We start from the raw sequence: 25,171 nt of genomic DNA, 5'->3' as shown, positions 1-25,171 counted from the left end.
CGGAATGGGGCGTTTATGATGAACTGATGACACTTCAAGGAGGATCCGTGAGCAGCAGTGCGAAGAATATTCGGCCAGCCGGCGCCGGCGAGCCGCTGGACGCCATCGATGAGCGGCTGCTCGCGGCGCTGGTGGCCGATGCGCGCATCTCGAACAAGCAACTCGCCGAGCAGGTGGGGATCGCGCCGTCCACGGCCCTGATGCGCACCAGGGCCCTCTCGGAGCGCGGGATCATCCAGGGGTTCGAGGCGAAGCTCAGCCTGTCCGCGATCGGCCGCTCGGTCCAGGCGCTGATTGCCGTCCGCCTCCGCGCCCACGACCGCGAGCAGATCGACCGCTTCACCGCCCGCGTTCCCAAGCTGCCCGCGGTGCTCTCGACCTTCCACACCTCGGGTTCGGTCGACTACCTGCTGCACATCGCGGTGGCCACCACGGAGGATCTGCGCGACTGGGTGCTGGACAACCTGGCCACGGATCCCGTGGTGGGCCATACCGAGACCACCCTGGTCTTTGACCATATCCAGGGCAACCACGGCCCGCTGCCGGAATAGCCCGCCGGACCACGCTGCCGGACGAGCCGCGGCGGCCGCGGCGGCTGGCCGGCGTCAGGACCGCCGGCGCAGCGCCGTGCGGAGGGTGACAGCCGCCAGCGTGAACGCCGCAATTGAACACAGCACGACGAAGCCGGCCACGGCCGCCTGGAGGCCGAAGGCTGCCGCCGCGAGTCCCAGCCCGATGACGGGGAATGCACTTCCGAGGTACGTGATGACGTAGACGGTGCTGATGATCTGGGCGTGACGGGCCGCCTCGACCTTGCCCGCGACATCGTTGAAGACGGTCCGGAAGGCGATGCCCTGCCCGATCCCGGCGGTGATGCTGGCCAGGATCAGCAGCCAGGGGCCGCTCCACGCGGCGGCCGCGGCGATCAGCAGCACGGACGCCCCGAGCACGGCCAGGCCCGCGGGAACCACGAAGCTGCCACGCACAGCCAGCAGTTGGCTGAGCGCGGAGGATCCGAGCGTGAGCCCCGCCAGCAGCCCGATCAGGGGCCGTGAATCGGCGTGGACGATCTGCGCGAAGTACCCGGGCGCGAGTGAGAGGCAGAAGCCGAAGACCGCGAAGCTGAGGAACCCGACGGCCGAGGCCAGCCAGAAGGATCCCAGGGCCGCGCGGGAAACGGAGGGGCGGCGGGGCGCCAGGACCTTCAGCGGCTGCGGACCGGCAGCCTGGCTGATGGCGGGGCGCGCCTTGAGCAGGTACAGCGGGACCAGCAGGGCGGCCAGCAGGAAGGAATGCAGGTAGTACGGCGTGGACGTCGGCCCGGGCAGGAGCGAGAGGACTCCCCCGATGGCCGGCCCGGCGGCGACCCCGCCGGCGGAGGCCAGGAGGGTGAACCGCGAGGCCCATTCGGGCCGGCTTGGCAGCAGCTCACGCAGGGCGGCGGAGCTCGCGCCGGTGGCAAGCGCCACCGCGATGCCCTGCAGCGCCCGGCCGGCGGAGAGCGCCAGCAGGCTGTCCGCCGTGGCGAAGACGGAGCCGCCGGCGAGGCCCACCAGCACAGCCAGCACGAGGGCAGCCCGGCGGCCGATGTGGTCCGACCAGTGGCCGGTCAGCATGAGCGTGGCCACGAGGGCCAGCACGTAGGCGGAGAAGGCCACCGTGACGTCCAGCGCGGTGATGCCAAGCTTCGCCTGCAGCAGCGGGTAGAGCGGGGTGGCCAGATTCGCGCCGACGAGCAGCGTGAAGATCACGACGCCGGCCACGGCCAGCCGTGCCGTGGTGGAAGCGTCCCAGCCCCGGCGTGCAGCCGTGGCGGGGCGCATGCGGAGTTCGCTGAAGACAGTCATGTCGGTGCCCTTGCGTGGTGCCGGGCCGCGCTTTCCCTCTTGTGGAGGAACCAGCCGGCCCGATTGAAGATTGATACCTACAGAATGAGGCACCAGCGACGAACCGGATTATGTTTTGTGCCAAAATTGATCAAAACAGTCAATCGTGGGCCGCCACAGTGAGCCGGAGTGATGATGTGAACAGCCTGGACCCCACCGACCTGAAGATCCTGCTGGAACTGATCCGGGATCCGCGGATCCAGATCGGCGAGCTGAGCGAAAACCTCGGGATCGCGCGGAACACCGCCCAGTCCCGGGTGCGCCGGATGCTGCGCTCCGGCCTGCTGCACGACGGCGGCCGGGAGATCGACCTCGAGGCGGTGGGCTACGACGTCGTCGCCTTCGTGACGATCGAGGTGACCCACCGGGAGCTCGACGGGGTGGTGGGTGCCCTGCGCCTGATCCCGCAGGTCCTCGAGGTCCACGAGATCTCGGGCCGCGGCGATGTCTGGTGCCGGGTGGTGGCCACGGACACGCACGGCCTGCAGTCCGCCTTGCGTTCCATCCTCAGGATCAAGGGCGTGATCCGGACGGAGACCGTGCTGGCCCTGCACACGCACATCCCGTACCGCACGGAGCCGCTCATCAGCCGGCTGGCCCAGGGCAGCGCGCTGGCGCCCGGCCGCGCGAAGTGATGCACGGCACCGCTGCCGCAGGCTGGATAATTGGCCCGTGACTATCATCGATAACGCCGTCTACGTTGACGGCGTCCGCAGTGCCGAGCCGCAGAGCCTCGAGCAGACTTTCGAGACCCTGGCCAGGCACGGCGGCATGGCCTGGATCGGGCTGTACCGGCCGACGGAAAGCGAGATGGCCGCCGTCGCGGCCGAGTTCGGCCTGCACGAACTGGCCGTGGAAGACGCCATCTCCGCGCATCAGCGGCCCAAGCTGGAGCGCTACGGCGACAACCTGTTCACGGTGCTGCGGCCGGCCCGGTATCTGGATGACACCGAAACGGTGGAGTTCGGCGAACTGCACGTCTTCACCGGCAAGAACTTCGTCGTCACGGTCCGGCACGCCGAAACGGGCAGCGTCGCGCAGGTCCGCCGCCGGCTGGAGGGGCGGCCGGACCTCCTGGGCCACGGCCCCGAGGCGGTCCTGTATGCCCTCGTGGACCAGGTCGTGGACGACTATGTCCCGGTCGTCCTCGGGCTGGAAAATGACATCGACGAGATCGAGGACCAGCTCTTCAGCGGCGATCCCAGGGTATCCCGGCGCATCTATGAGCTGGCCCGGGAAGTCATCCAGTTCCAGCGCGCCCTCCACCCGCTCCCTGCCATGATGCAGCTGCTGCGGCGCGGGTTCGAGAAATACGGGGTGGACACGGAGCTCCAGCACAACCTCCGGGACGTCGAGGACCACGTGGAGCGCCTGATCTCCCGCGCCGATTCCTTCCGCGACCTGCTGCAGAACGCCCTCACCCTCGACGGAACGCTGACGGCAAACCGCCAGAATGAGGCCAGCGCGAAGCAGAATGAGCAGGTCAAGAAGATCTCCTCCTGGGCGGCGATCTTCTTTGCGCCCTCCTTCGTGGCGGGCGTCTACGGCATGAACTTTGACCATATGCCGGAACTGCATTGGGCCCTGGGCTACCCCATGGCGATCGGCCTGATGGCGGCCACGGCGGCGCTGATGTACGGAATCTTCAAGAAGAAGGGCTGGCTGTAGCCCTGTCCCGGCGTGCCACTACGATATCTGCCCCTACCGTATCTGCCCCTGCTGTATCTTCCCCTAAAGGGAGGTCCGCCGGTTGCGCGCCAGGGCCACGAGCCGGGAGAACGCCAGAATGAAGACCGCCTCGATCAACACCATCAGCCCGAGCAGCAGCCACTGGCCGCTGCCGACGAAGGCGACCGCCCCGATGAGGACCAGCGTGGTTCCGAGGACCAGCGCATAGACGGCGAAGCCGAGCGCCACGCGGGCGCTGCGCACCCCCGTGCGGAAGCCGAACCCCTGGGGCTCGCCGCCGGGGTACCCTCCGATTCGGTCGGGGCCTGCGGGCTTGAGCCTGTCGAACTCTTCCCAGGGGTCCCGGTCCTGATCCTGCTCGGTCATAGTTTCATTATCCCGCGGATCCGGCGGTTCTGCAGTGTCCGCAGGCCCTCAGGCGGCGCGCACGTCGATTTCACCGCGTTCTGCGCCATCGGCGCCGAAGACGAGGTGCCGGTTGGCGATCTTTTCGGTGAAGAAGCGGTCGTGGCTGACCACCACGACGGCGCCGGGGAAGTGGAGCAGCGCCCGCTCCATGACCTGGGTGCTGGACATGTCCAGGTGGTTGGTCGGTTCGTCCAGCAGCAGCACGGAGGCTCCGGAGAGCAGGCATTGGGCCATGGCGACACGCGCCTGCTGGCCGCCGGAGAGGTTTCCGATCCGCTGCTTGAGGTCGGCCTCGGAGAACTGGAACATCGTCAGGAAGCGGTTCACCGACTTTTTCGTCGCCGTGAAGGCGAGGCTGCCCGGCATCGCATTGACGGCGTGGGTGACCGTGTCGTCCGGGTCGAGGTCCTCGAGCACCTGGTTGTAGGACACCACGGAAGTCCCGGCGGCCCACGCCACCGTGCCGGAATCGGCGGGTTCCTCCCCGGTCAGCACGCGCAGCAGGGTGCTCTTGCCGCTGCCGTTCGACCCCAGGACGGCAATCCGGTTGCCCCGCCTGATTTCCAGGCTCAGCCCTGTGAAGAGTGCCTTCCCGCCGTAGGACTTTCCGAGCCCTTCGATGCGGCACAGCACGTCCTTGACGTGCAGGCCCCCGTAGATCTCGGTGATGATCTGGTCCACGGGCCGGGGTGCCCGGGACTTCTTGATCCGGGCCAGCTGGTTGCCCAGGCTGCTGCCGGCCGCCTTCGCGGCCTCACGGCGGTCGGCGATGCCCTCGGCCTCGAACGCCAGCAGTTCGGACTCGTGCACGAACTGCGCCTCGAGGGTCTTGAGCCGGAACTGTTTCTGGATGACGTACTCACCGAAATTGCCGGGGTACTCGTGGAGGTGGAAGTTCTCCACCTCGATGATCCGGGTGACGACGGCGTCCAGGAACTTCCGGTCATGCGAGACGATGACCGCGGCGCCCCGGAAGTCCCGGAACCAGGCCTCGAGCCACTCGACGCCGGCCACGTCCAGGTAGTTGGTGGGCTCGTCCAGCAGCAGCACGTCGGGGGCCTCGAGCAGGATTTTAGCCAGGGCCGCGCGGTTGCGCCAGCCGCCGGAGAGTTCGTCGATCGCGCAGACGCGGTGGGCCTCGTTGAACCCGAGCGTGGTCAGTACGGTGTCGATGCGCCGTTCGTAGTCCCAGCCGTCGAGGCGGTCCATGTCCTCGAACAGGCCGGCCTGGCGGTTGACCAGCCGGTCCAGTTCCGCGGCGTCCGAGGGGTCCGCCGCGATGTCGGCGTCGATCGAGGCCAGCTCGGCTTCAATGGACTTGATGTCGGAGAACAGCCCGTCAAGCACGTCCGTGATCGTGGCGTCGCCGTTCAGCTCGGAGAACTGCGAAAAGTACCCCACCTTCGTCCCCAGTTCAAGGGTGACGGTACCGGTGTCCGGCGCCACCTGGTCAAGGATCAGCTTCAGGATGGTCGACTTTCCCGAGCCGTTCCTGCCGATCAGCCCGACCCTGTCCTTCGCTTCGAGGCGGAAAAACGCCTCCCGCAGGATCTGTGTGTTGTCGAAGCGGACGCTGACGTCTTGCAGCCGGATCAGGCTCATGGGTGTTTCTCTCTCGAATGGGGGTTGTGAGGCCGGGAACGGCATTGCGCGACTTCGCGGCGGGGGCGGGACTAGCGGGGAACGAGCCGCCACAGGGAGGTGACCTCGGCAGCGCGCGCCTCGAACAGCGGATCGCTGCGGTCGGATGCCTTCGGATGTGTTGGCTTGGTGTCGAGCCGTTCCAGCACCGTCAGCCCGGCCGAGTCAATCGCGGACAGCAGATCGTTCCGGGACCGCAGGCCAAGGTGCTCGGCCAGGTCCGAGAGGACGAGCCAGCCCTCGCCCCCCGGCTCCAGATGGTCGGCGAGCCCGTTCAGGAAGCGGAACAGCATCCGGCTGCCGGGGTCGTAGACGGCGCTGTCCAGGGACGAATGCGGCGTGGCCGGAATCCACGGCGGGTTGCACACGATGAGCGGTGCGCGTCCGGGCGGGAACATGTCGGTCAGTACGGCCTCGGCGCGGTCCTGCACCCCGAGGTTCCGGAAATTCTCGCGGGCGCAGGCGATGGCACGGGGTTCGTTGTCCGTTGCCACCACGCGGCGGACGCCGCGGCGGGCGAGGACGGCGGCAAGCACTCCGGTGCCCGTTCCGACGTCGAACGCCAGCGTGTCGGCTGGCAGCGCAGCGGCGGCCACGAGGTCCACATACTCGCTCCGGGTCGGGAAGAACGTGCCGTAGTGCGGGTGGATGCGGCCCTTCAGGGCGCCGACGTAGACGCCGTTCCGTCGCCACTCGTGGGCTCCGATTGCGCCCACCAGCTCATGCAGGGACACAATCGAAGGTTCGCCGATTGCGCCGTACGCCTCGGCGACAGTCTCGCGGAGATCCGGGGCCCGCCGCAGCGGCACCACGGCGCCCGGATCCAGCGGAACCAGGAGCAGGCCGAGAATGCGTGCACGATGCGAGCGGGACTGGCGATATCGGTAGAACCCATCGGCCGGAGTGCCGGCGGCCTTCTTCGTTCCGGCGCCCAGACGGCGGTCCATGGCGTTGAGGATCTGCCGTGCGTTGTGGAAGTCACCGTGCCAGAGCATCGCGATGCCCTGGGACGCCATCCGGTTCGCGTCGTCGGCCGTGAGCGAGTCGGTGACCACTTCGACGCGCGTCGGCGCCGGCCTGCCGTTGGCCGAAAGCCATCGGGCCGTCCTGCTGCCGCCGGCCTCGGCCCAGGCCACGACGGCGTGCCCGTCCGGCGTGGCAGCGTCCGGCGTGGCAGCGTCCGGGGCCTGGAGGCCCGGCGCCGGGATTCCCAAGGGGCTTTGCGCGTCGGTAGTGATAAAGGTCCATTCCCAGCGTCCGAGGGCAGGTCGGAGACTGACGTTTGCCCGGAATTCCGCGGCGTCCGGCCATCTGGCCCAGGTTTCCGGAGGGTCGTCCGGCCGCGAACCGGTCTGGATCGCTGGCCAGCCATGTCGTTCAAGCCGCTTTCTCAGGATACAGGTGGGCATGGCCGCCGTCCGCCACGGCCGGAGCAGGGAGCTTCCGGCCGGCCCGGCCTTGTTACCCGGCCTGTTACCCGGCCCTATTACCCGGCGATGCGATTTCGCACGATCTCGCTGACGGCCTTGCCGTCGAAGCGTCCGGCGACCTTGGCGGTGACAGGCTTCATCACGGCGCCCAACTGCCGGATGGACAGCTCGACGCCGTCGGCCTTCAGGGCAGCAATGACGTCGTCGACGATGGCTTCCACCTCGGCGGCACTCAGTGCCTTCGGCAGATACGCCTCGATGACCTCGGCTTCGGCGATTTCGGCTGCGGCACGGTCTGCCTCGCCGGCCTCCGTGTAGATCCGGGCGGTGTCGTGCCGCTTGGCGGCTTCCTTCTGCAGCAGGGCCGTCACCTGGGCATCATCAAGCTCGACCGGCGTCTTGCCGGACTTCTCCCGGGTTTCGATTTCTCCGAGGACGTTGCGCACCGTGGTGAGCGCAACCTTGTCGTGGTCCTTCATGTGCCTGACGACGTCAGCGTGGAGGCGTTCTTTCAATGTCATGGCGTTCCTCGTTTCGTTGGCTGCCCCTCCCGCGGGGCACTCCGGGCGTGATGCCGTGCCGGTCCTTGCGGGCCGGCACGGCGGTGACTTTCTAGCTTCCGATCGATGGTGTCGCCGGGACCTCGGGCCGCTTGACAGACCGCTCGTCGGGCACCGTGACCATGATGGCGATGATGGCGACAACCACCATGAGCAGGTTGAACAGGATGCCGACGGCACCGCCGAACCGCAGGCCGACGTTCTCCTGGTTCCCGATGAACAGGCCCCAGGAGCGGATGGTGGCCGGGTCCATGGCCTGGGCCGCGACGTAGAGGGCCGCCGAGACGGCCACGCCGATAGCGTTGCCCAGCGAGGAGGCCATCTTGTAGATGCCCGCTGCGGCCCCGGCCTCATCGTCCGGCACGTTGGACAGTGCGGCGTCCGTGGACGGCGTCGCGTAGAAACCCAGGCCGACGCCGAACAGGGTGAAGCCGATGACGGAAAGGACAATGTACTGCCCGATGAGGGTGAACGTCATGGACGTCATGAGGATCCCGACGCCGGCGATCGCGCTGCCCCAGATCATGGGCCGCTTCGGCCCGAAACGCTGGAGCAGCTTCTCCCCGACGCGGATGGTGGCCAGGATCGCCACCAGGTAGCCGAGGGTCAGCAGGCCCGACTGCAGCGAGGACATGCCCGCGGCGACCTGGACCAGGCCGAGGGAGACGATGAGCGTGCCGGCCGCGCCGTTGAGGAGGAAGTTCGACAGGGTGGCGCCGGCGAACGTTGAGTTGCGGAACAGCGTGAGGTTCAGGACCGGGTTGTTCCGGCTCGTCTCGATTCCGAAGAACACGAGCGTCGCGACGACCGCGGCGGCGATGAGCCCGATGCCGGCCCAGCTGAGCCAGCCGATCAGCGGCCCCTGCGAGATGTACACGTTGAGGGCCACAAGCGCGACGACGAGGCTCACCATGCCGCCCCAGTCGAACGTTCCACCGGCTTTCGCGGCTGACATTGGACTCCGGCGTGCCCCGCAGCAGGAACAGGGCGAGGACCGAAAGCACGATCGAGATCCAGAAGATGGACCGCCAGCCCAGGAACGACGTCGCCATCAGGCCACCGAGCAGGGCGGCCGCCGTGAGGCCGCCGGCGTTCTCCGGGGTCAGGGCGATCAGGAGCGATCCGAGGATGCTCAGGTAGATGCCGGTGTTCATGATCCTGACGCGGCCCAGCCGGTCCGCGAGCCCGCCGGCAACCACAATGAAAATGCCTGAGAACAGCGAGGTGACGGACACCGCGAGGTTCCCCAGTGTCCGTTCGATCCCGAGTGATCCCTGGATGCCCGGGATGACATTGAGCAGGGTCTGCGCGAACAGCCAGAAGTTGATGACGGCCAGGACGATGCCGATCAGCCAGGCATCGTTCGGTTTCCATTGAGTTTCGGTCTTTGCTGTGGACTGGGCAGTGCTCATGGTTTACGCCTCCTGGGAGAGGTAGGACAGTGCGGCGACGACATGGGCCTGGACGCCCATGGACAGGGTCGGGTCGATCACGGGGGCGAAGAACGGGGAGTGGTTCCCCGGGATGTCCTGGGCCACTGTTCCCTTCGCGGCCGCGGCCCGGTAAGTCTCCGGGTCCACACCGCCGAGGAGCCAGAATGTGTACGGCACACCGAAGGCGTCCGGAATGCGGCTGAAGTCCTCGGAGGCGGTCTGCCTCTCGGCATGGTGCACCGGGTCCGCTCCGAAGTGGGCGGAGAACGCGGCCCTGACCTGCTCTGTCACCCCCGCGTCGTTGCTGGTGAGCGGGAACTGGTCGTAGTACTCGAAATCAGGTTCCCGGGGCGATCCGGCGGTAAGGCACTCCCCCTTGACGATCCGCTCAATGGAGGCGAGCACCGCGGCCCGGACCTGGTTGTCGTAGGTGCGGATGTTCAGCAGCAGGGTTGCGCGGTCGGGGATGATGTTCGATTTCGCGCCGGCGTTGAGCGCCCCCACGGTGACGACGGCGAAGTCGCCCGGCTTCGTCTCCCGCGAGACGACGGTCTGGAGCCGGAGCACGATCGAGGCGGCCAGCACCACCGGGTCAACGGACATGTGCGGCATCGAGCCGTGCGCGCCCTTCCCGTACACGGTGACCTTGAGGGAATCCCCGGCCGAGAGGACCGGCCCGGCCGTGGTGGCGACGGTCCCCGCCGGCATCGGCATCACGTGCTGGGCGAGGGCGATGTCGGGCCGCGGCACTTTGGCGACGAGTCCGTCGTCGACCATTGCCTTGGATCCTGCTCCGACCTCTTCGGCCGGCTGGAACAGCGCGATGTACGTCCCGGACCAGGCTCCGCGCCCGTCCGCCATGAGCTTCGCGGCGCCGAGCAGCGCACTGACGTGCATGTCGTGCCCGCACGCGTGCATGACGCCGTCCACCGCCGAGGCATAGGGCAGCCCCGTGGCCTCGGTGACGGGCAGTGCGTCCATGTCGGCGCGCGCAAGGACCGTTGGGCCGTCCCCGTTCGCGAGGACACCGACGACGCCGGTGCCGCCGATGCGGGTCACGGCATAGCCGAAGGAAGCGAGTTTCTCCTCGACGAGCCTGGAGGTCTCATGCTCCTCGAGGCTCAGTTCGGGATGCCGGTGCAGCTGTGTGTACGTTTCCCGGAGCCAGCCGAGCTCGGAATCAAGGCCTGCCAGGACTGTGTCGGAACGGCTCATGCGCATCGCTCTCCCTCGGAGTCCGGGCGCCCGGGCGGCCCGGGCGCAACTGGCAGAATCAGCATAGACCCGGCGAGGAACCTTTAGGGGTGTCCCTGGGTGCTTGGGATTTTTCTTCGGGAGAGGCGCCGGACGGCGGGTTTGTTTACGTTGAGGCGGTGGACTCGGTCTTTGATTTTGAACACGAGTTTTAACCGCAGCGATGCGCCGCATGGTGAGACTTTCAAAGCTGGTTGGCTGCCATTTCGCAGTGATATGTTTCACCGCGTTGGTTGTTCCACATCCACAAGGGTCACACGTGGTCCGTACCGTGGTACTATCCGTTCACGGCCTTCCGCCCTCCGGGATCCGGGATTCTGGGTTCTGGACGAGGCGGGCCGGTTCCGGGCTCAGCCGGAACGGGGAACAAAGGAATAGCCCATGTCTATGGATCCGTCGTCCTTGCCAGCATCCTCCGAAAGCCAACCTCCCGCAGACCCGGCACCCGGCGGGCCTCGCCGCGATGCCGCTTTGGGGATACGCCGCCAGGCCTCGGCCATCATCGACACAGTGCTCTCAGACCCCGTGCCGGAGCAACGCCATGTCAGGGATCAGCTTCGCGAACACGTTGCCGCCCATCCCGGGCACCCGGAAACGGCGCTGACCGAACACCTGATTTCCCTCAGGTCCCTGACCAGGATCCCCGCCGGCGCCTCGAAGGTGCGGCCCCCGGCGGCCGGGTCCGCCATTCAGCCGCAGACCGGAACCCCGGCTCCGGCAGCGGCGGAGCGCGCCTCGCGGATCGAGACGGTCCTGAAAGGCAGGATGCTGCTGACCGCTTTTCAGCCGATCTACGAACTCTCCACCGGCTCCGCTGTCGGCGTCGAAGCGTTCACACGGTTCGTCTCCGACGGGAGCGACAACGCGGGCTACTGGTTCGCGGAAGCCGCCGAGGCGCAGCTGGGAAGCGAACTGGAATTCGCGGCGCTGGAGTCCGCACTTGCCGCCGCGCAGCACCTGCCGACCCACCTGTACGTGGCGTTAAAGCTGTCCCCGGCCACCTGTTTGGACCCCCTGCTGCCGGGCTTGCTTGAGGAATCCATGCTGGCCCCTGACCGCATGATCCTTGAACTCACCGACGCCCTGACCGCGGAGCAGCCCGCCGCCCTGGGCGCCGCGCTGGCACCCCTGCGGCAGCGCGGAGTCCGGCTCGCGATCGACCATGCCGGCTCCTACTTCGACTCGATCCGCCACATCCGGCAGCTCCAACCCGACATCATCAAACTGGACCGCAACCTCATCGCCGGAATCGATACGGACACCCTCCGCCATGCCTTCGGCGAGGTCATGGTCGGCTTCGCCGAGCAGCTCGGAGCAGCGCTCATCGCCGCCGGGATCGAAACCAATGACGAACTGGCAGCTGTCGCCGGTCTCGGCGTGACAGCCGTGCAAGGCTACTTCCTCGGCCGGCCCACCACCCGCCCCCAGGACTGGGCCCACTGGATCCTCCCGGCTCCCTCAAAGACGGGATCGGTTATCTCTCCCCCAATAGCTTCGATTTGGTATTGACCACGGTCATACAGCGCCCTGCTCTCCTTGGCACTATTCCGTACGGCTTGGGCGGCCTGTAATGAGCGGTCTCGTTTATGTTGTCTTCTGCGCTATGCGGTACACGGTGCTGCGCGCGGCTCCGAAGAGCTCGGCGATCTCGGCAGTGGTGTGCTGACCTCCCCTATAAAGGGAGACGAGATGGGCTTCCTGGCTTTTTGTGAGTTTGGGCTGTTTGCCCCGCAGTCGGCCTTTGGCTGTGGCGACCTGCATGCCTTCCCGGGTATGGGCACGGAGGAGATCGGATTCGAATTCGGCGACCATGGCCAGGACGTTGAAGAGCAGCCGGCCGACAGGGTCGGTGGGATCGTGTACGGATCCACCAATGCTCAGCTTCGCTTCCCGTCTGGTGAGATCTTCAATGATGTCCTTGGCATCCGGGAGGGACCGAGCGAGCCGGTCGAGCTTGGTAATGACTAGGGTGTCGCCGGCACGCACAGCCGCGAGGGCTTCGCCCAGCCCCGGCCCGCGGCAATCCCATCCGCAATCTCCTGCCCGGTCGTCTCCTGGCTCGGTATGCCCGGTCCGGCAATGATCCCCGGCTCGGTAATTTTCCGGGGGCCCGGGCATGTCCTGCTCATGTGAGCGCCGGATGCAGCCCTTGGAAGGCTTCGCCCCCGGCAAGCCATGAACGGCCCTCAGACGACCTGGCAGTCCTCGTCCCGGGTTTTGGCTCGTAGGCCGCCCCAGAAAGGGCTGACGCCCTCCAAAGCGCCCGCGGCAGTCCTCGGCGCCGTCTCAATAGTGACGGTTGCCGGGTTTTCCGCCTTGGCATCGGCCATGGCCTCACTGCGATCGATTTCCAGCCGGCTGCAGGCGCCTTCGGCACGGTCCGCAGGCCTGGGTACGATGAGCCGATGACACACACGGCTGCGGCCCCTTCGGCTGCAATTTCCGGCCAAAGTGTTACCAGAGTGATTATCACAAGCACTCAAAGGTTCAGGAACCCCTGAAAACGGTGGAGCTAAGGAGATTCGAACTCCTGACCTCTTCGATGCGAACGAAGCGCTCTACCAACTGAGCTATAGCCCCAAAGCAACGCCGGTCCTGAAGGAACGGCGTTGCCGGTATCCCTAGGCTACAAACTATCGGCGTTCATTGCCAGCCAGCCACGGAATGTCTCGGTTCCGTGGCGTTCTTCAGGCGCCAGGTTCAGGCCCGCACGCAGGTATTTGCCCATGGCGCCCGGCACCGGCAGCCGCACGGGACGGCCACGTGAGCCGCGGGCCTGCTTCCAGTCCAGGGCCAGCTCCCCCATCTCCGCGATCTCCGGTCCCCCGACGGTCCGGACACGGTGCCGCACGCCCGAGGGCGCCGCCAGGGCCGTTTCCAGCAGGGCCGCGGCGACGTCCGAGGGTGAGATGGGCTGGAACCGGGCGCCCTTCAGCACGGGGATGATCCCCAGCGGCGAGCCGGCGGCGAAGATGCCCGCCAGCAGGGAGTGGAACTGCGTGGCCCGGACCGCGATAGTTTCCAGCCCGGACCGCTCGTAGGCCTGCTCCTTGGCCGCCCTCGTCCGGTAGTAGCCGAAGCTGCTCCGGTCACAGTTGATGATGGACAGCACCACCGCCCTCGCCACCCCGGCGTCCTGGGCAGCGGCGAGAAGCCGGGCCCCGCCGTCGGCGAAATTCTTCAGGGCCTTCCCAGACCGCGCCTCAAGGCAGTCGATGACGACGTCGGCGCCGGCCAGGGCTGCCGCCAGCCCTTCCCCCGTCGTGACGTCGCCCCGGAAGTACTCCGCGCCGTCGTGCTGGCCGGCGTCCCCGGCCGGCGGCGGATGACGGCTGACGGCGGCGACCGCATGTCCGCCGGCAACAGCCCGGCGCACCACCTCCCGCCCCACCTGGCCCGTTCCGCCCGCAACGCAGATTCGGGTCATGGCCCGAGGCTGCCGGTTTCCGGGTCAGGCGCGGCGGCGCTGGAGGACATCGTCGAGGTTGCTCAAAGCGCTCTGGCCCTTGCCGGGCTGCGCGTCGGACGCTGCCGGGGCCTCGGCGGCAAGCGCCCGTCCCGCGCCCTGCGAGAGTCCCTGCTTGAGCGAGGGCTTCCCGACGGCTTTGGGGGCTTCCGGAAGATCGAGCGGTCCGGGGGCCGCACGCTCGGCCTTGGGTGCTTCAACGTAGGTGGGCTTGGGGATTTCCACCGGCTCCCAGCTGGACCCTGCCGGGGACAGCCGTACGGAGGTGTCCCCGGACGCCGCGGCTTCGGCCATGGCGGCCTGCCGCAGCTCCTGGGCGGTCAGCGCCTGCGGAGCGGTTTTCGGGGCGGCTTCCGGGGCGCCGGCGCCTGACTCGGCGTCGAAAAGCTGGCTCTCGGGCCGTTTCGCCGGCTCGCGGACTTCCGGGGCGTGGACGCCGGGCGTGCGTGCCGGAGCGGACTGCGGCGCCCGCGACTGCAGCGACGGGCTTGCCCCGGGGGCACTCATCGCCGCCCGGAACGCCGCCTCCACCTTGCGCCGACGGTCCCGCACGGCAAGCCGGCGGAGCAGCACGACGGCGCCGGCAGCGCCCGGGAGCGCCACGGCCGGCAGCCAGGCGGTGCCGATTCCAAAAATAAGAAGGGCCGCAGAAAGGACGCCGGTGAGCAGGGACAGCACGCCTGCCAGCGCCAGGGCCAGGCGCCCGTAGCGGATCCTGAACGCCGGGCCGGCTGCCGGACGTTTGGGGGCCCCGCCGACGTCGGCCGTGCGCTTGACGGGTTCGGTGCGCTGGGTGCTGGTCATCGGATTCTCCTGCTGGGCCGTCATCTTCATGACCCTCCCGGCTAGGGGGTCTGCGGGTTCAAGCTCTATGACATCCGCCAGGAACTCGCCCGCAGGCTGCAGCTGGTAGCGCCCGTTCCGCAGAACGTAGGGCGCCACCCACACAATCCAGAGCGCAACAGCAATGACAAGGATCACAGAGCTGCTAAGAGGGAAGTCCACAATCAAAACGGTACGAGCAACACCGGGAACGGCGCCGCATTATCCGCGGTGTGTCGTGGGGCGAGTGGCAAACGACTGGATTTACGCCGGAACGCCGGGCCGGGACCTCACCGGCGGTCAGGCCTGGCGGCTTCGAAGCCACCGTGCGAGGAGCCCCTCCGGGACTTCCTCCGAGGTCAGCGCAAAGGTGCGGTGATCGGCCCATTCGCCATTGATGTGCAGGAACCGCGGACGGTATCCCTCATCCCGGAATCCGAGTTTCTCCACCACGCGCAGGCTGGGTCCGTTTTCCGGCCTGATGTTGATCTCCATCCGGTGCAGGCCCAGGGTACCGAAGCAGTAATCCGTTGCCATCGCCACGGCCGTGGGCGCGATGCCCTGGCCAGCCCGGTCCCTGGCCACCCAGTAGCCCAGGGTTGCCGACATCGCCGAACCCCACACGATCGATGAGACCGTCAGCTGGCCCACGATCACCGGATCCTGGATACCCGGCGTCCACGCCGTGATGACGAAGGGCAGGGCCGTGGCCTGGGCAGCCTGGACCTTGAGGGAGCGCACCATCTGCCGGTAGTCGGGCAGGCCGCCGCCGGGTGCGGGGTTCGATGCTTCCCAGGGTGCCAGCCACTCGCTGTTCCGCGAGCGGAGCGCCGTCCACTCCCTGCGGTCCCGGTACCGGATCGGGCGCAGCACAATATCGCCGCTCTCCAGCGTCACCGGCCATTTGAAGTCGCCCCCCACGGGAATTACTTGGTCAGGCTGGGAGTCAGGCTGGCGGCGAAGCCTGGCAGCCATTCGCGCAGGCCGGGCCCGAGGTCGTCGCTGTCGCAGGCAAGCTGGACGCAGGCCTTCAGGTAGCTGAGCTTGTCGCCGGTGTCGTAGCGGCGGCCGCGGAAGACAACGCCATACACTCCGTAGCCCTCGCCTTCGCCGGACGCCAGTTCCTGCAGCGCGTCTGTGAGCTGGATTTCCCCGCCGCGTCCGGGCGCGGTGCGTTCCAGCACTTCAAACACGGCCGGGTGCAGGACATAGCGGCCGATCACGGCCAGGTTCGACGGCGCGTCCGCGGCGTCGGGCTTCTCCACAAGGTGCTTGACGCGGACATAGTCCGCACCCTCGACGACGTCGACGTCGGCGCAGCCGTAGGCGCTGATCTGGGACGGCTCCACTTCGATCAGGGCGATGACCGATCCGCCGGTCGTGGCCTGGACCTCGATCATGGTGCTGAGCAGTTCATCGCGGGCATCGATCAGGTCATCGCCGAGGAGGACGGCAAATGGCTCGTAGCCCACGTGCTGTTTCGCCCGGAGGACGGCATGGCCAAGGCCCATGGGATCGCCCTGGCGCACGTAGTGGATGTCACCGAGGTTGCTGGCGGCCTGGATGGACTCCAGCTTGGCGGTGTCGCCCTTGGCTTCGAGCGAGGCTTCGAGCGAAGGGACGCGGTCGAAGTGGTCTTCCAGCGCGCGCTTGTTGCGGCCGGTGATCATCAGGATGTCGCTCAGGCCGACATTGACGGCTTCCTCCACGACGTACTGGATGGCTGGCTTGTCGACGACGGGCAGCATTTCCTTCGGCATGGCCTTGGTGGCCGGAAGGAACCTGGTACCGAGGCCCGCCGCGGGGATGACGGCCTTGCGGACGGAAGCGTTGGGTGTACTCACTCGACTAATCTAACGGAGGTACCAAACATTCGGTAATCATTCCGGCCCCTTGGAAGTCCCCTTCCCGGGCTGCAGCAGGCGGAAAGACAGGACATCATGGCGTCAAAGGAAGACATCCGGTCCGGCCACAGGCTCGGGCGTGCCACGCTCTCCCCGGCAGCGCGGGAAGCTGCCGCGGCGGGCATCGCCCGCCACGGGCTGGACTGGGCAGCCGGACTCGCCGGCGGCCGGCCCGGCACCTTTACCGCCTATCTCGGCGTGGGTTCCGAACCGCCGACCCTTCCCCTGCTGGCGGCCCTGCACGGCGCCGGACACCGGGTGCTGCTTCCGGTCTGCGAGCCGGAACTCGAGCTCAGCTGGGTGTACTGGACTCCGGACTCCGGGTTTGTCCGCAGCCGCTACGCCCCCATCCAGGAACCCGTCGGAGAACGCCACGGGACTGCGGCGGTGCGGCACGCCGCCGGCATCTTCCTGCCGGCCACCGCCGTCGATCTCTCCGGCAACCGGATCGGCCAGGGCGGCGGCTATTACGACAAGTTCCTGGCCGCGCTCCAGGACGCCGCTGGACTGCCCCCGCACGACGCCGCCCCGGTGCCGACGGCCGCCGTCGTCTACGACACCGAGGTGCTTCCTGCCGGCAGCATTCCGGCCGAGTCGTTCGACCGGAAGGTGTCCGCCGCCCTGACGCCGGGTGGGGTGGTCCGGCTTGGTCAGGCCGCGTAGCCGGGGTGATAGAATTAGCACTCAGGCCCTGCGACTGCTAAGTGACGGAACCTGTCGATAGAGATATCGGCGGTGATCCTGACTGGACAGCACGGGACCTGCTCGTTTGTCCCTAAGGAGGATTTCCAGTGCCCACGTATGCATACGCCTGCAAGGAATGCAGCCACGCCTTCGAGATCGTGCAGTCATTCACCGACAGTTCCCTGACGGCCTGCCCCGAGTGCCGCGGCACCCTGCGCAAGAAGTTCAACAGCGTCGGCGTGGTGTTCAAGGGTTCCGGCTTCTACCGTACCGACTCCCGTGACGCCAAGGGCAGCAACGTGCCGGCCGCGCCGGCCGCCGCAGCACCCGCGCCCGTTGCGGCGCCTGCCGCCGCTGCCGCCAGCTAGGACCTTCTCCCGGCCGGCTTCCGCCGGCCGCGGCTGCTGCCGCCGATCAGGTTTTCCACATAGCCGTTCCGGCGGCTGCTTCCGCACCCGACGGCTGGGTAGCGTGGCGGCATGCCTATACTCCCCTGCCCCGCTGGAAACCCTGCAGCATTCCTTGGCCCTGCCGCGCTCCCTGGGACGGCCGCGCTCCTTGGGACGGCCTTCCGCACCGCTCTTCCGGCTGGACGCCCCGCCCGGCCCTGGCAGCACCCAGGGGGCCGGGCGCGCACCCGGAAACCGGGCCGCCGCCAACCCGGCCGCCGCCTGGCCGGCTGGCTGAACCGCAACCGCAGGCTGGCGGTGGCCCTCCTGCTGTGCGTCGCCGCGTCCCTGGCGGTGCACCAACTCACGCCGGCGCCCGCGGCGACCGTGGCCGCGTTGGCCGCCGTCGGCGATCTTCCGGCCGGCAAGACCCTCGCACCCGAAGACGTAGTGGCCCTGGATGTTCCGCCCGGCCTCGTGCCCGGCGGGAGTTTCAGCACCCCGGCGGCGGTCCAGGGCAAGCAGCTGGCAGTGGCACTCCGCAAGGGCCAGCTGCTGTCCGACGCCCAGCTACTGGGACCTGGCCTGCTGGCAGGAAGCCCGCCCGGCTCGGCGGCCGTACCGCTCCGGCTGGCAGACCCGGACTCCATCCAGCTGCTCTCCCCCGGACAGCTGGTCAACGTGGTGATGACCAGCGGCAGCGGGTTCGAACAGCCGGCAGCGTCCCAGGTCCTGGCCGCTGCGGTCCCCGTGCTGTGGACCTCCGCGCAGGGCGGGAAGGCTGGCCCGTGGCCGGCGAGCGGCGAGGCGGAGGGCCTGATTGTCGTGGCAGCCGACCCCGGGCAGGCGCTCCGGCTTGCCGGCGCCTCCACCTTGGGCAAGCTGTTCTTCGTGCTCGTGGGAACCACCGTTCCTAGTTAGTACGAATTGGTTTCGTACTTGCTCCCCGAACGGTCCTGGGAGCCGCGCACCTTCTGGTTCCTGGCGGGCCGGAACGGTTCGTGACCGTCGGGCGAGGCAGGCCTGTGAGGGGTGCGGTGCCGGGCGGTGCCGTACCGGGCCTGGGACTGGGTTGGCCCGCGCTCGTCCTCTGTCGGGTGCGGGGTCCGTCCTCCCGTCGCCTGATGCGGAAACCGCGGGCACGTCGTCCGATAGCGACGGCCGCGCCGTGATGGCGGGTGACGGTGCTGTCGGTCGTTTGTTGGAGTGGTTTGCGCCAGTGCCGGGCGCCCCACTGTGAGGTGTACGCCGGGTCAACGACGATGATGTGGAGGCCGCGGTTGGCGGCCATGGACACGAGCCGGTCCCGGAATCTTGCGGTGGGGATGCCGGCGACGGTGCGGCGGAAGGTTTTGCCGCGGGTGCCGTGTCCCATGGTTTCGCGGCCGGTGGCGCGGGCGTCGTGGAAGTTCAGGTTTTCGATGGCGACGGCCGCGCAGCCCGCGTTCCTGGCGGCGTCCAGCAGCGCTGTGACCGCTGCACGGAGCCTGCCGTCCCGGGTGGCCGCGGGGATGTCGTTCAGGTCCAGCGGGATACTCAGGGGCGCCCCGACGGGGTTACCTGAAGGGTCGATCACGCACGCGGCCAGATGGTCCGCATTCAGATCAACGCCGAGCACGGACGAGCCGTGCAGGCTGTGAAGGGAGGGGGCCGGCAGGTCCCGGTATCCCCAGGACGCGTCGATGTACCAGCGCCCGGTCCCGGGGTCGTGGCTGATGTCGTAGCGGATATTCATGTTGGACGCGGCACGGTCGCGCCACTCGCCGGCGCGGTGATGGAACAGCACCGGGACGCAAAGATGCAACCGCGCACCATGCTCCGCGGCCATCACGGCGGGGACTTTCAGGGACAGCCGCCCGCCGGGGTCGATGCGGATGGTCTCGTTGCCCCACCGCTTCCCCGATTCACCGTCGGCGGTCAGGAACAGCCGGGCGGCAGCCCATCGGGCCTCCCACCCGGCCGGCGTGAGGCCTGCCGCTTGAAGGTTGTTCCGGGCGCGCCACAGCCGGCCGCCGCCGACGACGATGCCGGGCTTCCCGGCCGCGAGCCGTGCCGTGGCGTCCGTGAGCCGGTCCTGCAGGGCCGCGAGGCGCCGGGTCTTCCGGTGCCGCTCCGCCGCGGTCCTGTAACCCTTGATGCGGTCCACGGTTCCGCCGCAGGGCACGGCGGCCCGCTTCTGAATGGCGGCGCAGGCGGCCCGCAGCGTGCCGACCTCCGCTGCGAGGCCACGCATGCCGAGCTGGTACTGGTCCTCCGTGGCACGGGTGATGCTCCCGGCCCACCGCGAGGACGACAGAGCGGTCAGGGCCCGCTTACGCTCCGTCCGGCCGCGCGCGGCGGCAGGAACCGTCCCCATCCGGACCCGGTCGGCCAGGTCTTTCCGGTACAGGGATCCCAGGTGCGTGCCGACCGCCAGCAGGACGGTTTCCTCCCCGGGCGTGGGGTGGATCCGGGTGCGGATCCGCACCCCGGCGGGCGCAGCAGCAACGAACGCCGGGGCAATGACCCGGAGCCCTGAGGCGCTGCGCAGTGCCGTCATCCGCCGGCCTCCCTGGCGCCGCCCGCCGGCGTCGTTGCTGCAGCGGCGAGGGCGGCCTTCGCCCGGTGCGCGGCAGAGCGCCGCCCGTACAGGCGGGCGCAAAACGAGGTGAGGACTTCTGCCATGTCGCGGACCAGGTCGTCGTCCGGTTCCTGCGGGTCGATGACGACCAGACGCCGTCCGGACGCTTCAAGGGCTGATTCAACGAGTTCGGTGTTCATCCTGCCGAGCCGGTCACGGTGCTCAACGATGATCGTCTTGACAGCCGGGTCCGCGAGGAGGCGGCGGATCTTGGTGCGCGCACCGTTCATCCCTGACGCGACTTCGGATTCCGCTCGCACGACCGTCAGCCCTGTGGTGTCGGCCCAGGCCTGCAGGCGCGCCATTTGCCGGTCCAGATCCGCTTTTTGCTCATGGGAGGACACCCGCGCGTACAGGCCAAGACCTCCCGTCGCTGCGGAGGTCGAGCTTTCGGGGTTGACGATGATGAGCCTGGGCCCGACACGGCGCGCCGGAACCGGGAGCGTGCCGTCCTTGAACCATTTGTAGGCCGTCTGCGGGTGGATACCCTGCGAAATGGCCCAGTCCTTCAAACGCATAGCATCAAGATACTACGCAACTCGCACTTAATCGCTCTAGGATGTACTCAAACGTGTTAAACGTTCAACAGGTCAAACCCCGGACTAGCGGCCCGGCCTCAGCGGCCGGCCGGGGTCGCTGTCACCGAGGTCCCGGAACGCAGCCTAGCCCCAGTGCGGAGGCTTCTGCTCCTGAAGCCACGAGTCGTGGTCGTAGCTGTTCGGCTGGTCGCCCCAGCGGCGCGGATCGTCCTCGGCCGCCTTGTTCGGGAGCACTCCGGCAACCGAGGCGTGAACTGCCTGCCGGGGTGCGTCCTCGGCCGGCTCGCGCCGTTCCCGTACGTCATTCCCGTCGTCAGTGTGCCCGCCGTCGCCGTTGTAGCTGCTGCTGTTGTGGACTTCGCCGTCTGCACCCATGCCCTCGGCCTCCTTACCGCCTGCTGCTGTTCCTTGCTGCTCTGTTCGTTGCTGCTCCGCGCTTGCCAGCCACGCCGACGGCGCCTGCTCCGACCATTCCGGTGCGGACGGTTCCGGCCCGGAATATGTCCCGGCCTCAGGACCGTCTACCTGGCGCGCGGCCAGGTTCTCGACGTCGTCCTCGAAGAATCCCGGCGAGGTGCGCATCCGCCGCGGGACCTCCGGATTTTCCAGCCCGAGATACCCGCCGATCCGGTCGGCGCACGCCGAAGGGTCGGTGAACACCTCTATGGTCCATAGTGGCATATAGCGCCAGCCAAGACGCTCCAGCACCTGCGGCCGGAGCCTGCTGCGTTCGCGCACGGTCATCCGCCGGTACTGCTCGGTGCCGTCAGACTCGATGGCGACGGGCCGGGGAATTTCCGCGTCGTCCTGGCCGATGGTGCTCAGCGGGTCGGCGGCCGCCACCATGTTCAGCGCGCCGTCGTACTGGTGCCAGACCCTCGCGCCGCGGGCGCGGAGCCTGTCGCCCAGGTCGGCCACCAGCGGATCGGCGCCGAGCGCCTGCTCGCTGGCGGCAGCCCGGGAGGCGGGGCTGCCCAGATCAGAATTCCCCGCAATCTCACGGTCAATCAGTTCGTAGAAGTCCACCGCCCCGTGGCTGAGCCGGGTGACGTCCAGGTCCTCGGGGCGGAAGCAGCTGAGCACGTGCAGGGACCGCCTCGAACGCGTCATCGCCAGGGCGAACTTGGCGCGTCCGCCTTCCGCGGAGAGCGGGCCCAGGTTGTGGAGCGCGCGCCCGTGCGGGGTGCGGCCGTATCCCGGCGAGAAGATCACGTGGTCGCGGACCAGGCCCTGCGCCCGCTCGAGGTCCACCACCCGGAACGATTCGTCGCCGGCGGTGAAGAAGCCCGCCAGCTGCGGGTAGTTGGGCAGCTGCAGCCGGATGGATTCGCCGATCCGGGCCGCATGCCGCAGGCTGCCCGTGACCACTGCCAGTGACGTCCGGGGCCGGAGACTGGCGTGTTCGAAGACCAGCTCCACCGCGCGGTTGACTTCGGCGACAACCGATTCGACGCCGTCGTGGTCCGCGCTGGGCAGTCCCGTGCCGTCCGGCAGGTACTCGACCGTCAGGGCACGGTCCAGGCCGGTGGCGGACTGCCCCTCCGGGAGCCGGCGGAGCGCGCCGTCGTAGAAGCCCTTGCTGAGCTGCCGCACGAGGTCCTCGTCCACCGCCCGGTACACGGTGCGCAGGTTCCACACGGGCAGCACGGCAGAGAGCGCCCGGTAGGCGCTTTCCACGCCCTGGTGGGAGGTCTCCCCCGCGGCAAGCCGCTCCACCCCGACGGTGAAGGTCCGGGGACTGGCGATCCGGTCATCACCGAAGGCAATGACCTGCCTGGCACGGGCGATTGCCGGCAGGACGGCCTGCAGCGAGGTCGCCTCGGCGTCCAGGATGACGACGGCGTCGAACGTCTGCTCCACCGGGAGCAGGCCGGTCATGAGGTAGGGGCTGGCCGACCACACGGGCACGAGCATGGGCAGCAGCTCCGAGGCCTGGCCGGTCAGGGCTGCGAGGGTCACCCTGCCGTCCTTCAGCAGGCTGCGCAGGAGGTCGGCCTGCCGCGGGTGCTCCGCGATGGCCGCGCCCCAGCGTTCGGTCAGCTTCCAGCGCAGCCGGGCCGCGCCGCTGGCGATGTGGGCGTTGTCCGCGAGGCGGTACTCCGCTTCGAGCTGGCGCAGCGCGTCGCCGTCGGACATGGCGAGGTAGCCGTCGCCGCTGATCATGGCTTCCAGCGCCGACTGCCACCAGGCCAGCTCGAGTTCGGCCGCCACCGACTCCGCCGGGACCTCCCGCTCGGCCAGGTCGGCGAGGAGCTCGCCCAGGCCGTGCTCGCGCATGTTCTCCACGAGCAGTGTCCGCTCCGGCAGGGTCTCCAGCGTGCCGGTATCGGCAACCAGCCGGCCCAGCCGTTCCATCAGCTGGTCGTAGCCGGTGCTGTGCAGCCCGCCGCCGTCCGCGGTGAATTTGACCGCCTGCCCCAGCTCGGCCAGTTCAGACTCCAGCTCGCGGTACAGGGCGGTGATTTCGGCGAGACCGGAGGGAACGGCCGGGTGGCGCTGCGTGGTGGCGTAGCCGGACCAGGCGGCGCGCTGCTCCTGGACCAGGACCAGGGAGCTGTGGAGATCCGCGATGTGCACGCCCGGCCGGACGTATTCCTTGGCCACGCGGCGGAGGCGGGAGCGCTGCATCGACGGCATCTCGATGTTCCGTTCGCGGCGCCAGGCGGAGGCCGCGGTGGCGGAAATAAGGTCGTGGACCGGGCGGTCAAAGATGTCCGGGGTGAACTTGTCGAGGCTTTCGCGGACCGCAACCAGAAGGTCGATCTGCTCGCCCCATTCGGCGAAGGTGCTGCCCAGCCGGATCTCGGCGTGTTCGGCGACGCCGTTCATGCGCCCGCGCAGCAGCGGCAGTTTCTCCGCCACCGAGCGGGCCACCTGCTGGGCCTCCTCGGTTTCCTTGCGGGTCAGGAGCCTCGCCCCGTGCCAGGGGCTCGTGGTCGACGCACGGCTGAAGCTGCCCAGTTCGGCGGCCCGGCGGAGCCGCCCGGCCAGTTCCTCGCGGTCCCGGATGTTGTCCAGCACGCTGCGCTTGAGCCGGACGGTGGTGGCGGGGGCGGGCTGGATGGAGGTCAGCGCGGCCAGGGACTGCATGGCCTCGTACGGGGAGCAGCCCCAGCGCTGGCGGACGTTGTGGAGCGATGCCACGTGGTCCATCAGGGCGTGGCGGTGTCCGGTCAGGGTGGCGTGCAGGTTCGCCAGCTGGGGCTGGAGGGACTTCTCGTTGCGCACGATGGCACGGACCAGCTGGCCCTTGAGCTGCAGCGGGGTCGCGTGGCCGGAGAGCTGCAACAGAACGGATTCGAGTCCGAGCGTGTCCAGCTGGCCGCCGAGCTCGGCGAGGCTGGCGCGCCGGTCCGCGACCACCAGGACGGTCTTTCCTTCATCGACGAGTGCGCCGATGGTGTTGATGGCCGTCTGGGTCTGGCCCGTGCCCGGCGGGCTGCTGACCACGAGCGAGTCCCCCGCGCGGACGGCATCCACCACGTACTGCTGCTCGGCATCGGCGTCGAGCAGCAGCAGCTCGTCGGCCGGGTCCCGCTCGTCGGTGCTGGGGAAACGGCCGGCCGCAAGTTCCGGCACGTCCACGGGGCCGCCGGCGGCGGCCGCCAGCCTGGTCACGAGCGCGTTGTTGGGGTTGATCCACGGGTCATCCAGGTTTCCGGCCAGGTCGGCGAAGGTGGAGACGAGCAGGTTGTGCTCGACCTCGGCGCCGTGGATCGGCTGGATGAGCGTACCGAGCCGGTCCAGGACCGGCCCCGGATCATACCGTGCGGTGCTGTACGCCATCCGGGTCACGGCGTTGACGTCGAAGACGATCCCATGGACGAATTTGAGGTGGCGGACCAGGGCGGGGTTGATCTGTGCCTGTTCCGTCAGCTGCAGTTCATAGTCGTCCTCGCCGGGACGGACCGTGAGTGAAATCGCGGCGAGCATCACCGGGGCGGAGATCCGCTGCGGCTTGCCCCCGACGGCGGACGTCCAGACGACGGTGCCGGCCGAGAAGTATCCGGCGTCAATGCCGCGGTCGTTGGCGAGTTCGAAGATCTTGGACCGCAGGTTGCGGGAGGCCCGGGCCGCGACGACGTACTGCTGGCGGTCACGGATCAGGGTGGAGAGCCTTGTCCGCCGGCCGGCCATCAGCTGGGCGAGCCCGGAGGGGTGGGCGTGAGTCAGCTCGATGGAGCCCTCGGGCGTTTTGGTGAACCGCAGCATCGTATCTGCCCCGGTGACGGGCTTAAGCCCCGTCAGCCATTTCCTGAGCTCCTCGGAGTCCTCGGGGTGGCCTTGACCAACTGACACTGCTGCCTTCTTTTCTCTGCTCGCGTTTTCTCTGCCTGCGTTTATTCTGCCTGCGTGTTTTCTGTCTGCGTTTTCTGTTCTCGCGCGGGACGCCTTGGACCATACGGGCATGCATCCGAGAGTAGCCCGAATCCGGCGCCGGTGAGG

22 protein-coding genes and 1 tRNA gene are annotated in these 25,171 nt (G+C 68.4%); 7 read left to right on the top strand and 16 right to left on the bottom strand.

The window, feature by feature from the left end:
• Positions 1 to 47: 47 nt before the first annotated feature.
• A complete protein-coding gene (locus ACQCSZ_RS03235) occupies positions 48 to 551 on the top strand; it encodes an Lrp/AsnC family transcriptional regulator (protein WP_211880745.1) in 504 nt (167 codons plus the stop codon).
• A gap of 54 nt (positions 552 to 605) precedes the next feature.
• On the opposite strand, the gene ACQCSZ_RS03230 is transcribed toward ACQCSZ_RS03235, so the two are convergent.
• Positions 606 to 1,847: an MFS transporter gene (locus ACQCSZ_RS03230; protein ID WP_427006669.1), complete on the bottom strand. Its 1,242-nt coding sequence runs from the start codon at positions 1,845 to 1,847 to the stop codon at positions 606 to 608.
• 176 nt (positions 1,848 to 2,023) lie between these two features.
• Here ACQCSZ_RS03230 and ACQCSZ_RS03225 point away from each other — a divergent pair, with 176 nt between their 5' ends.
• Together ACQCSZ_RS03225 and corA are read left to right on the top strand one after the other, a co-directional pair.
• Positions 2,024 to 2,521, top strand: a complete 498-nt coding sequence (locus ACQCSZ_RS03225; protein WP_427006668.1) for an Lrp/AsnC family transcriptional regulator — start codon at positions 2,024 to 2,026, stop codon at positions 2,519 to 2,521.
• A 37-nt stretch (positions 2,522 to 2,558) separates the two neighbouring features.
• A complete protein-coding gene (gene corA, locus ACQCSZ_RS03220) occupies positions 2,559 to 3,554 on the top strand; it encodes a magnesium/cobalt transporter CorA (protein WP_211880743.1) in 996 nt (331 codons plus the stop codon).
• 63 nt (positions 3,555 to 3,617) lie between these two features.
• Here corA and ACQCSZ_RS03215 read toward each other — a convergent pair whose 3' ends face one another.
• The 6 genes from ACQCSZ_RS03215 to ACQCSZ_RS03190 form a co-directional block, all read right to left on the bottom strand.
• Positions 3,618 to 3,941 carry a hypothetical protein gene (locus ACQCSZ_RS03215; protein ID WP_427006667.1) on the bottom strand — a complete coding sequence of 108 codons (324 nt, stop codon included), beginning with the start codon at positions 3,939 to 3,941 and terminating at the stop codon, positions 3,618 to 3,620.
• A gap of 48 nt (positions 3,942 to 3,989) precedes the next feature.
• Positions 3,990 to 5,585 (bottom strand): ABC-F family ATP-binding cassette domain-containing protein, encoded by a 1,596-nt coding sequence (locus ACQCSZ_RS03210; protein WP_427006666.1) that lies wholly within the window; start codon positions 5,583 to 5,585, stop codon positions 3,990 to 3,992.
• A 71-nt stretch (positions 5,586 to 5,656) separates the two neighbouring features.
• Positions 5,657 to 6,760 (bottom strand): methyltransferase, encoded by a 1,104-nt coding sequence (locus tag ACQCSZ_RS03205; protein ID WP_427008475.1) that lies wholly within the window; start codon positions 6,758 to 6,760, stop codon positions 5,657 to 5,659.
• Between the two features lie 350 nt (positions 6,761 to 7,110).
• Positions 7,111 to 7,575: a GatB/YqeY domain-containing protein gene (locus ACQCSZ_RS03200; RefSeq protein WP_427006665.1), complete on the bottom strand. Its 465-nt coding sequence runs from the start codon at positions 7,573 to 7,575 to the stop codon at positions 7,111 to 7,113.
• A gap of 91 nt (positions 7,576 to 7,666) precedes the next feature.
• Positions 7,667 to 8,569, bottom strand: coding sequence for an MFS transporter (locus tag ACQCSZ_RS03195; protein ID WP_427006664.1), 903 nt, complete (start codon positions 8,567 to 8,569; stop codon positions 7,667 to 7,669).
• 460 nt (positions 8,570 to 9,029) lie between these two features.
• The gene (locus ACQCSZ_RS03190) at positions 9,030 to 10,262 is read right to left on the bottom strand and encodes an amidohydrolase (RefSeq protein ID WP_427006663.1); all 1,233 of its coding nucleotides are present in this window, start codon (positions 10,260 to 10,262) and stop codon (positions 9,030 to 9,032) included.
• A gap of 420 nt (positions 10,263 to 10,682) precedes the next feature.
• Here ACQCSZ_RS03190 and ACQCSZ_RS03185 point away from each other — a divergent pair, with 420 nt between their 5' ends.
• Positions 10,683 to 11,810, top strand: coding sequence for an EAL domain-containing protein (locus ACQCSZ_RS03185; protein WP_427006662.1), 1,128 nt, complete (start codon positions 10,683 to 10,685; stop codon positions 11,808 to 11,810).
• 75 nt (positions 11,811 to 11,885) lie between these two features.
• Here ACQCSZ_RS03185 and ACQCSZ_RS03180 read toward each other — a convergent pair whose 3' ends face one another.
• From ACQCSZ_RS03180 to galU, 6 genes are all read right to left on the bottom strand, one after another.
• On the bottom strand, positions 11,886 to 12,419 hold the full coding sequence (locus ACQCSZ_RS03180) for a recombinase family protein (protein WP_427006661.1): 534 nt from the start codon (positions 12,417 to 12,419) through the stop codon (positions 11,886 to 11,888).
• A gap of 389 nt (positions 12,420 to 12,808) precedes the next feature.
• Positions 12,809 to 12,881 (bottom strand) — tRNA-Ala (locus ACQCSZ_RS03175).
• Positions 12,882 to 12,927: 46 nt separating this feature from the next.
• A complete protein-coding gene (locus tag ACQCSZ_RS03170) occupies positions 12,928 to 13,728 on the bottom strand; it encodes an SDR family oxidoreductase (RefSeq protein ID WP_427006660.1) in 801 nt (266 codons plus the stop codon).
• Positions 13,729 to 13,752: 24 nt separating this feature from the next.
• A complete protein-coding gene (locus ACQCSZ_RS03165; protein ID WP_427006659.1) occupies positions 13,753 to 14,772 on the bottom strand; it encodes a hypothetical protein in 1,020 nt (339 codons plus the stop codon).
• Between the two features lie 117 nt (positions 14,773 to 14,889).
• Positions 14,890 to 15,510: a GNAT family N-acetyltransferase gene (locus tag ACQCSZ_RS03160; RefSeq protein ID WP_427006658.1), complete on the bottom strand. Its 621-nt coding sequence runs from the start codon at positions 15,508 to 15,510 to the stop codon at positions 14,890 to 14,892.
• A gap of 5 nt (positions 15,511 to 15,515) precedes the next feature.
• Positions 15,516 to 16,433, bottom strand: coding sequence for a UTP--glucose-1-phosphate uridylyltransferase GalU (gene galU / locus ACQCSZ_RS03155; protein ID WP_427006657.1), 918 nt, complete (start codon positions 16,431 to 16,433; stop codon positions 15,516 to 15,518).
• A gap of 96 nt (positions 16,434 to 16,529) precedes the next feature.
• Here galU and ACQCSZ_RS03150 point away from each other — a divergent pair, with 96 nt between their 5' ends.
• The 3 genes from ACQCSZ_RS03150 to ACQCSZ_RS03140 all read left to right on the top strand — a co-directional run bounded on the left by ACQCSZ_RS03150 (position 16,530) and on the right by ACQCSZ_RS03140 (position 18,487).
• Positions 16,530 to 17,156 (top strand): 5-formyltetrahydrofolate cyclo-ligase, encoded by a 627-nt coding sequence (locus ACQCSZ_RS03150; RefSeq protein WP_427006656.1) that lies wholly within the window; start codon positions 16,530 to 16,532, stop codon positions 17,154 to 17,156.
• Positions 17,157 to 17,284: 128 nt separating this feature from the next.
• Complete coding sequence (locus tag ACQCSZ_RS03145) at positions 17,285 to 17,545, top strand: FmdB family zinc ribbon protein (RefSeq protein WP_427006655.1); 261 nt, start codon at positions 17,285 to 17,287, stop codon at positions 17,543 to 17,545.
• A 111-nt stretch (positions 17,546 to 17,656) separates the two neighbouring features.
• Complete coding sequence (locus ACQCSZ_RS03140) at positions 17,657 to 18,487, top strand: RcpC/CpaB family pilus assembly protein (protein ID WP_427006654.1); 831 nt, start codon at positions 17,657 to 17,659, stop codon at positions 18,485 to 18,487.
• Here the strand turns inward: ACQCSZ_RS03140 and ACQCSZ_RS03135 are convergent.
• The 3 genes from ACQCSZ_RS03135 to ACQCSZ_RS03125 all read right to left on the bottom strand — a co-directional run bounded on the left by ACQCSZ_RS03135 (position 18,480) and on the right by ACQCSZ_RS03125 (position 25,024).
• Positions 18,480 to 20,105 (bottom strand): hypothetical protein, encoded by a 1,626-nt coding sequence (locus ACQCSZ_RS03135; protein ID WP_427006653.1) that lies wholly within the window; start codon positions 20,103 to 20,105, stop codon positions 18,480 to 18,482. The genes ACQCSZ_RS03140 and ACQCSZ_RS03135 overlap by 8 nt on opposite strands.
• Positions 20,102 to 20,704, bottom strand: coding sequence for an IS607 family transposase (locus ACQCSZ_RS03130; RefSeq protein ID WP_427006652.1), 603 nt, complete (start codon positions 20,702 to 20,704; stop codon positions 20,102 to 20,104). The genes ACQCSZ_RS03135 and ACQCSZ_RS03130 overlap by 4 nt, the downstream gene beginning before the upstream one ends.
• Positions 20,705 to 20,848: 144 nt before the next feature.
• On the bottom strand, positions 20,849 to 25,024 hold the full coding sequence (locus ACQCSZ_RS03125; RefSeq protein ID WP_427006651.1) for an AAA family ATPase: 4,176 nt from the start codon (positions 25,022 to 25,024) through the stop codon (positions 20,849 to 20,851).
• Positions 25,025 to 25,171 lie beyond the last annotated feature (147 nt).

Origin of the sequence: Pseudarthrobacter sp. H2, from assembly GCF_050157045.1 — a bacterium.
Lineage (GTDB): Bacteria > Actinomycetota > Actinomycetes > Actinomycetales > Micrococcaceae > Arthrobacter.
The sequence above is the reverse complement of the archived record's forward strand: the minus strand, read 5'-3'. Positions and strand labels throughout refer to the sequence as shown.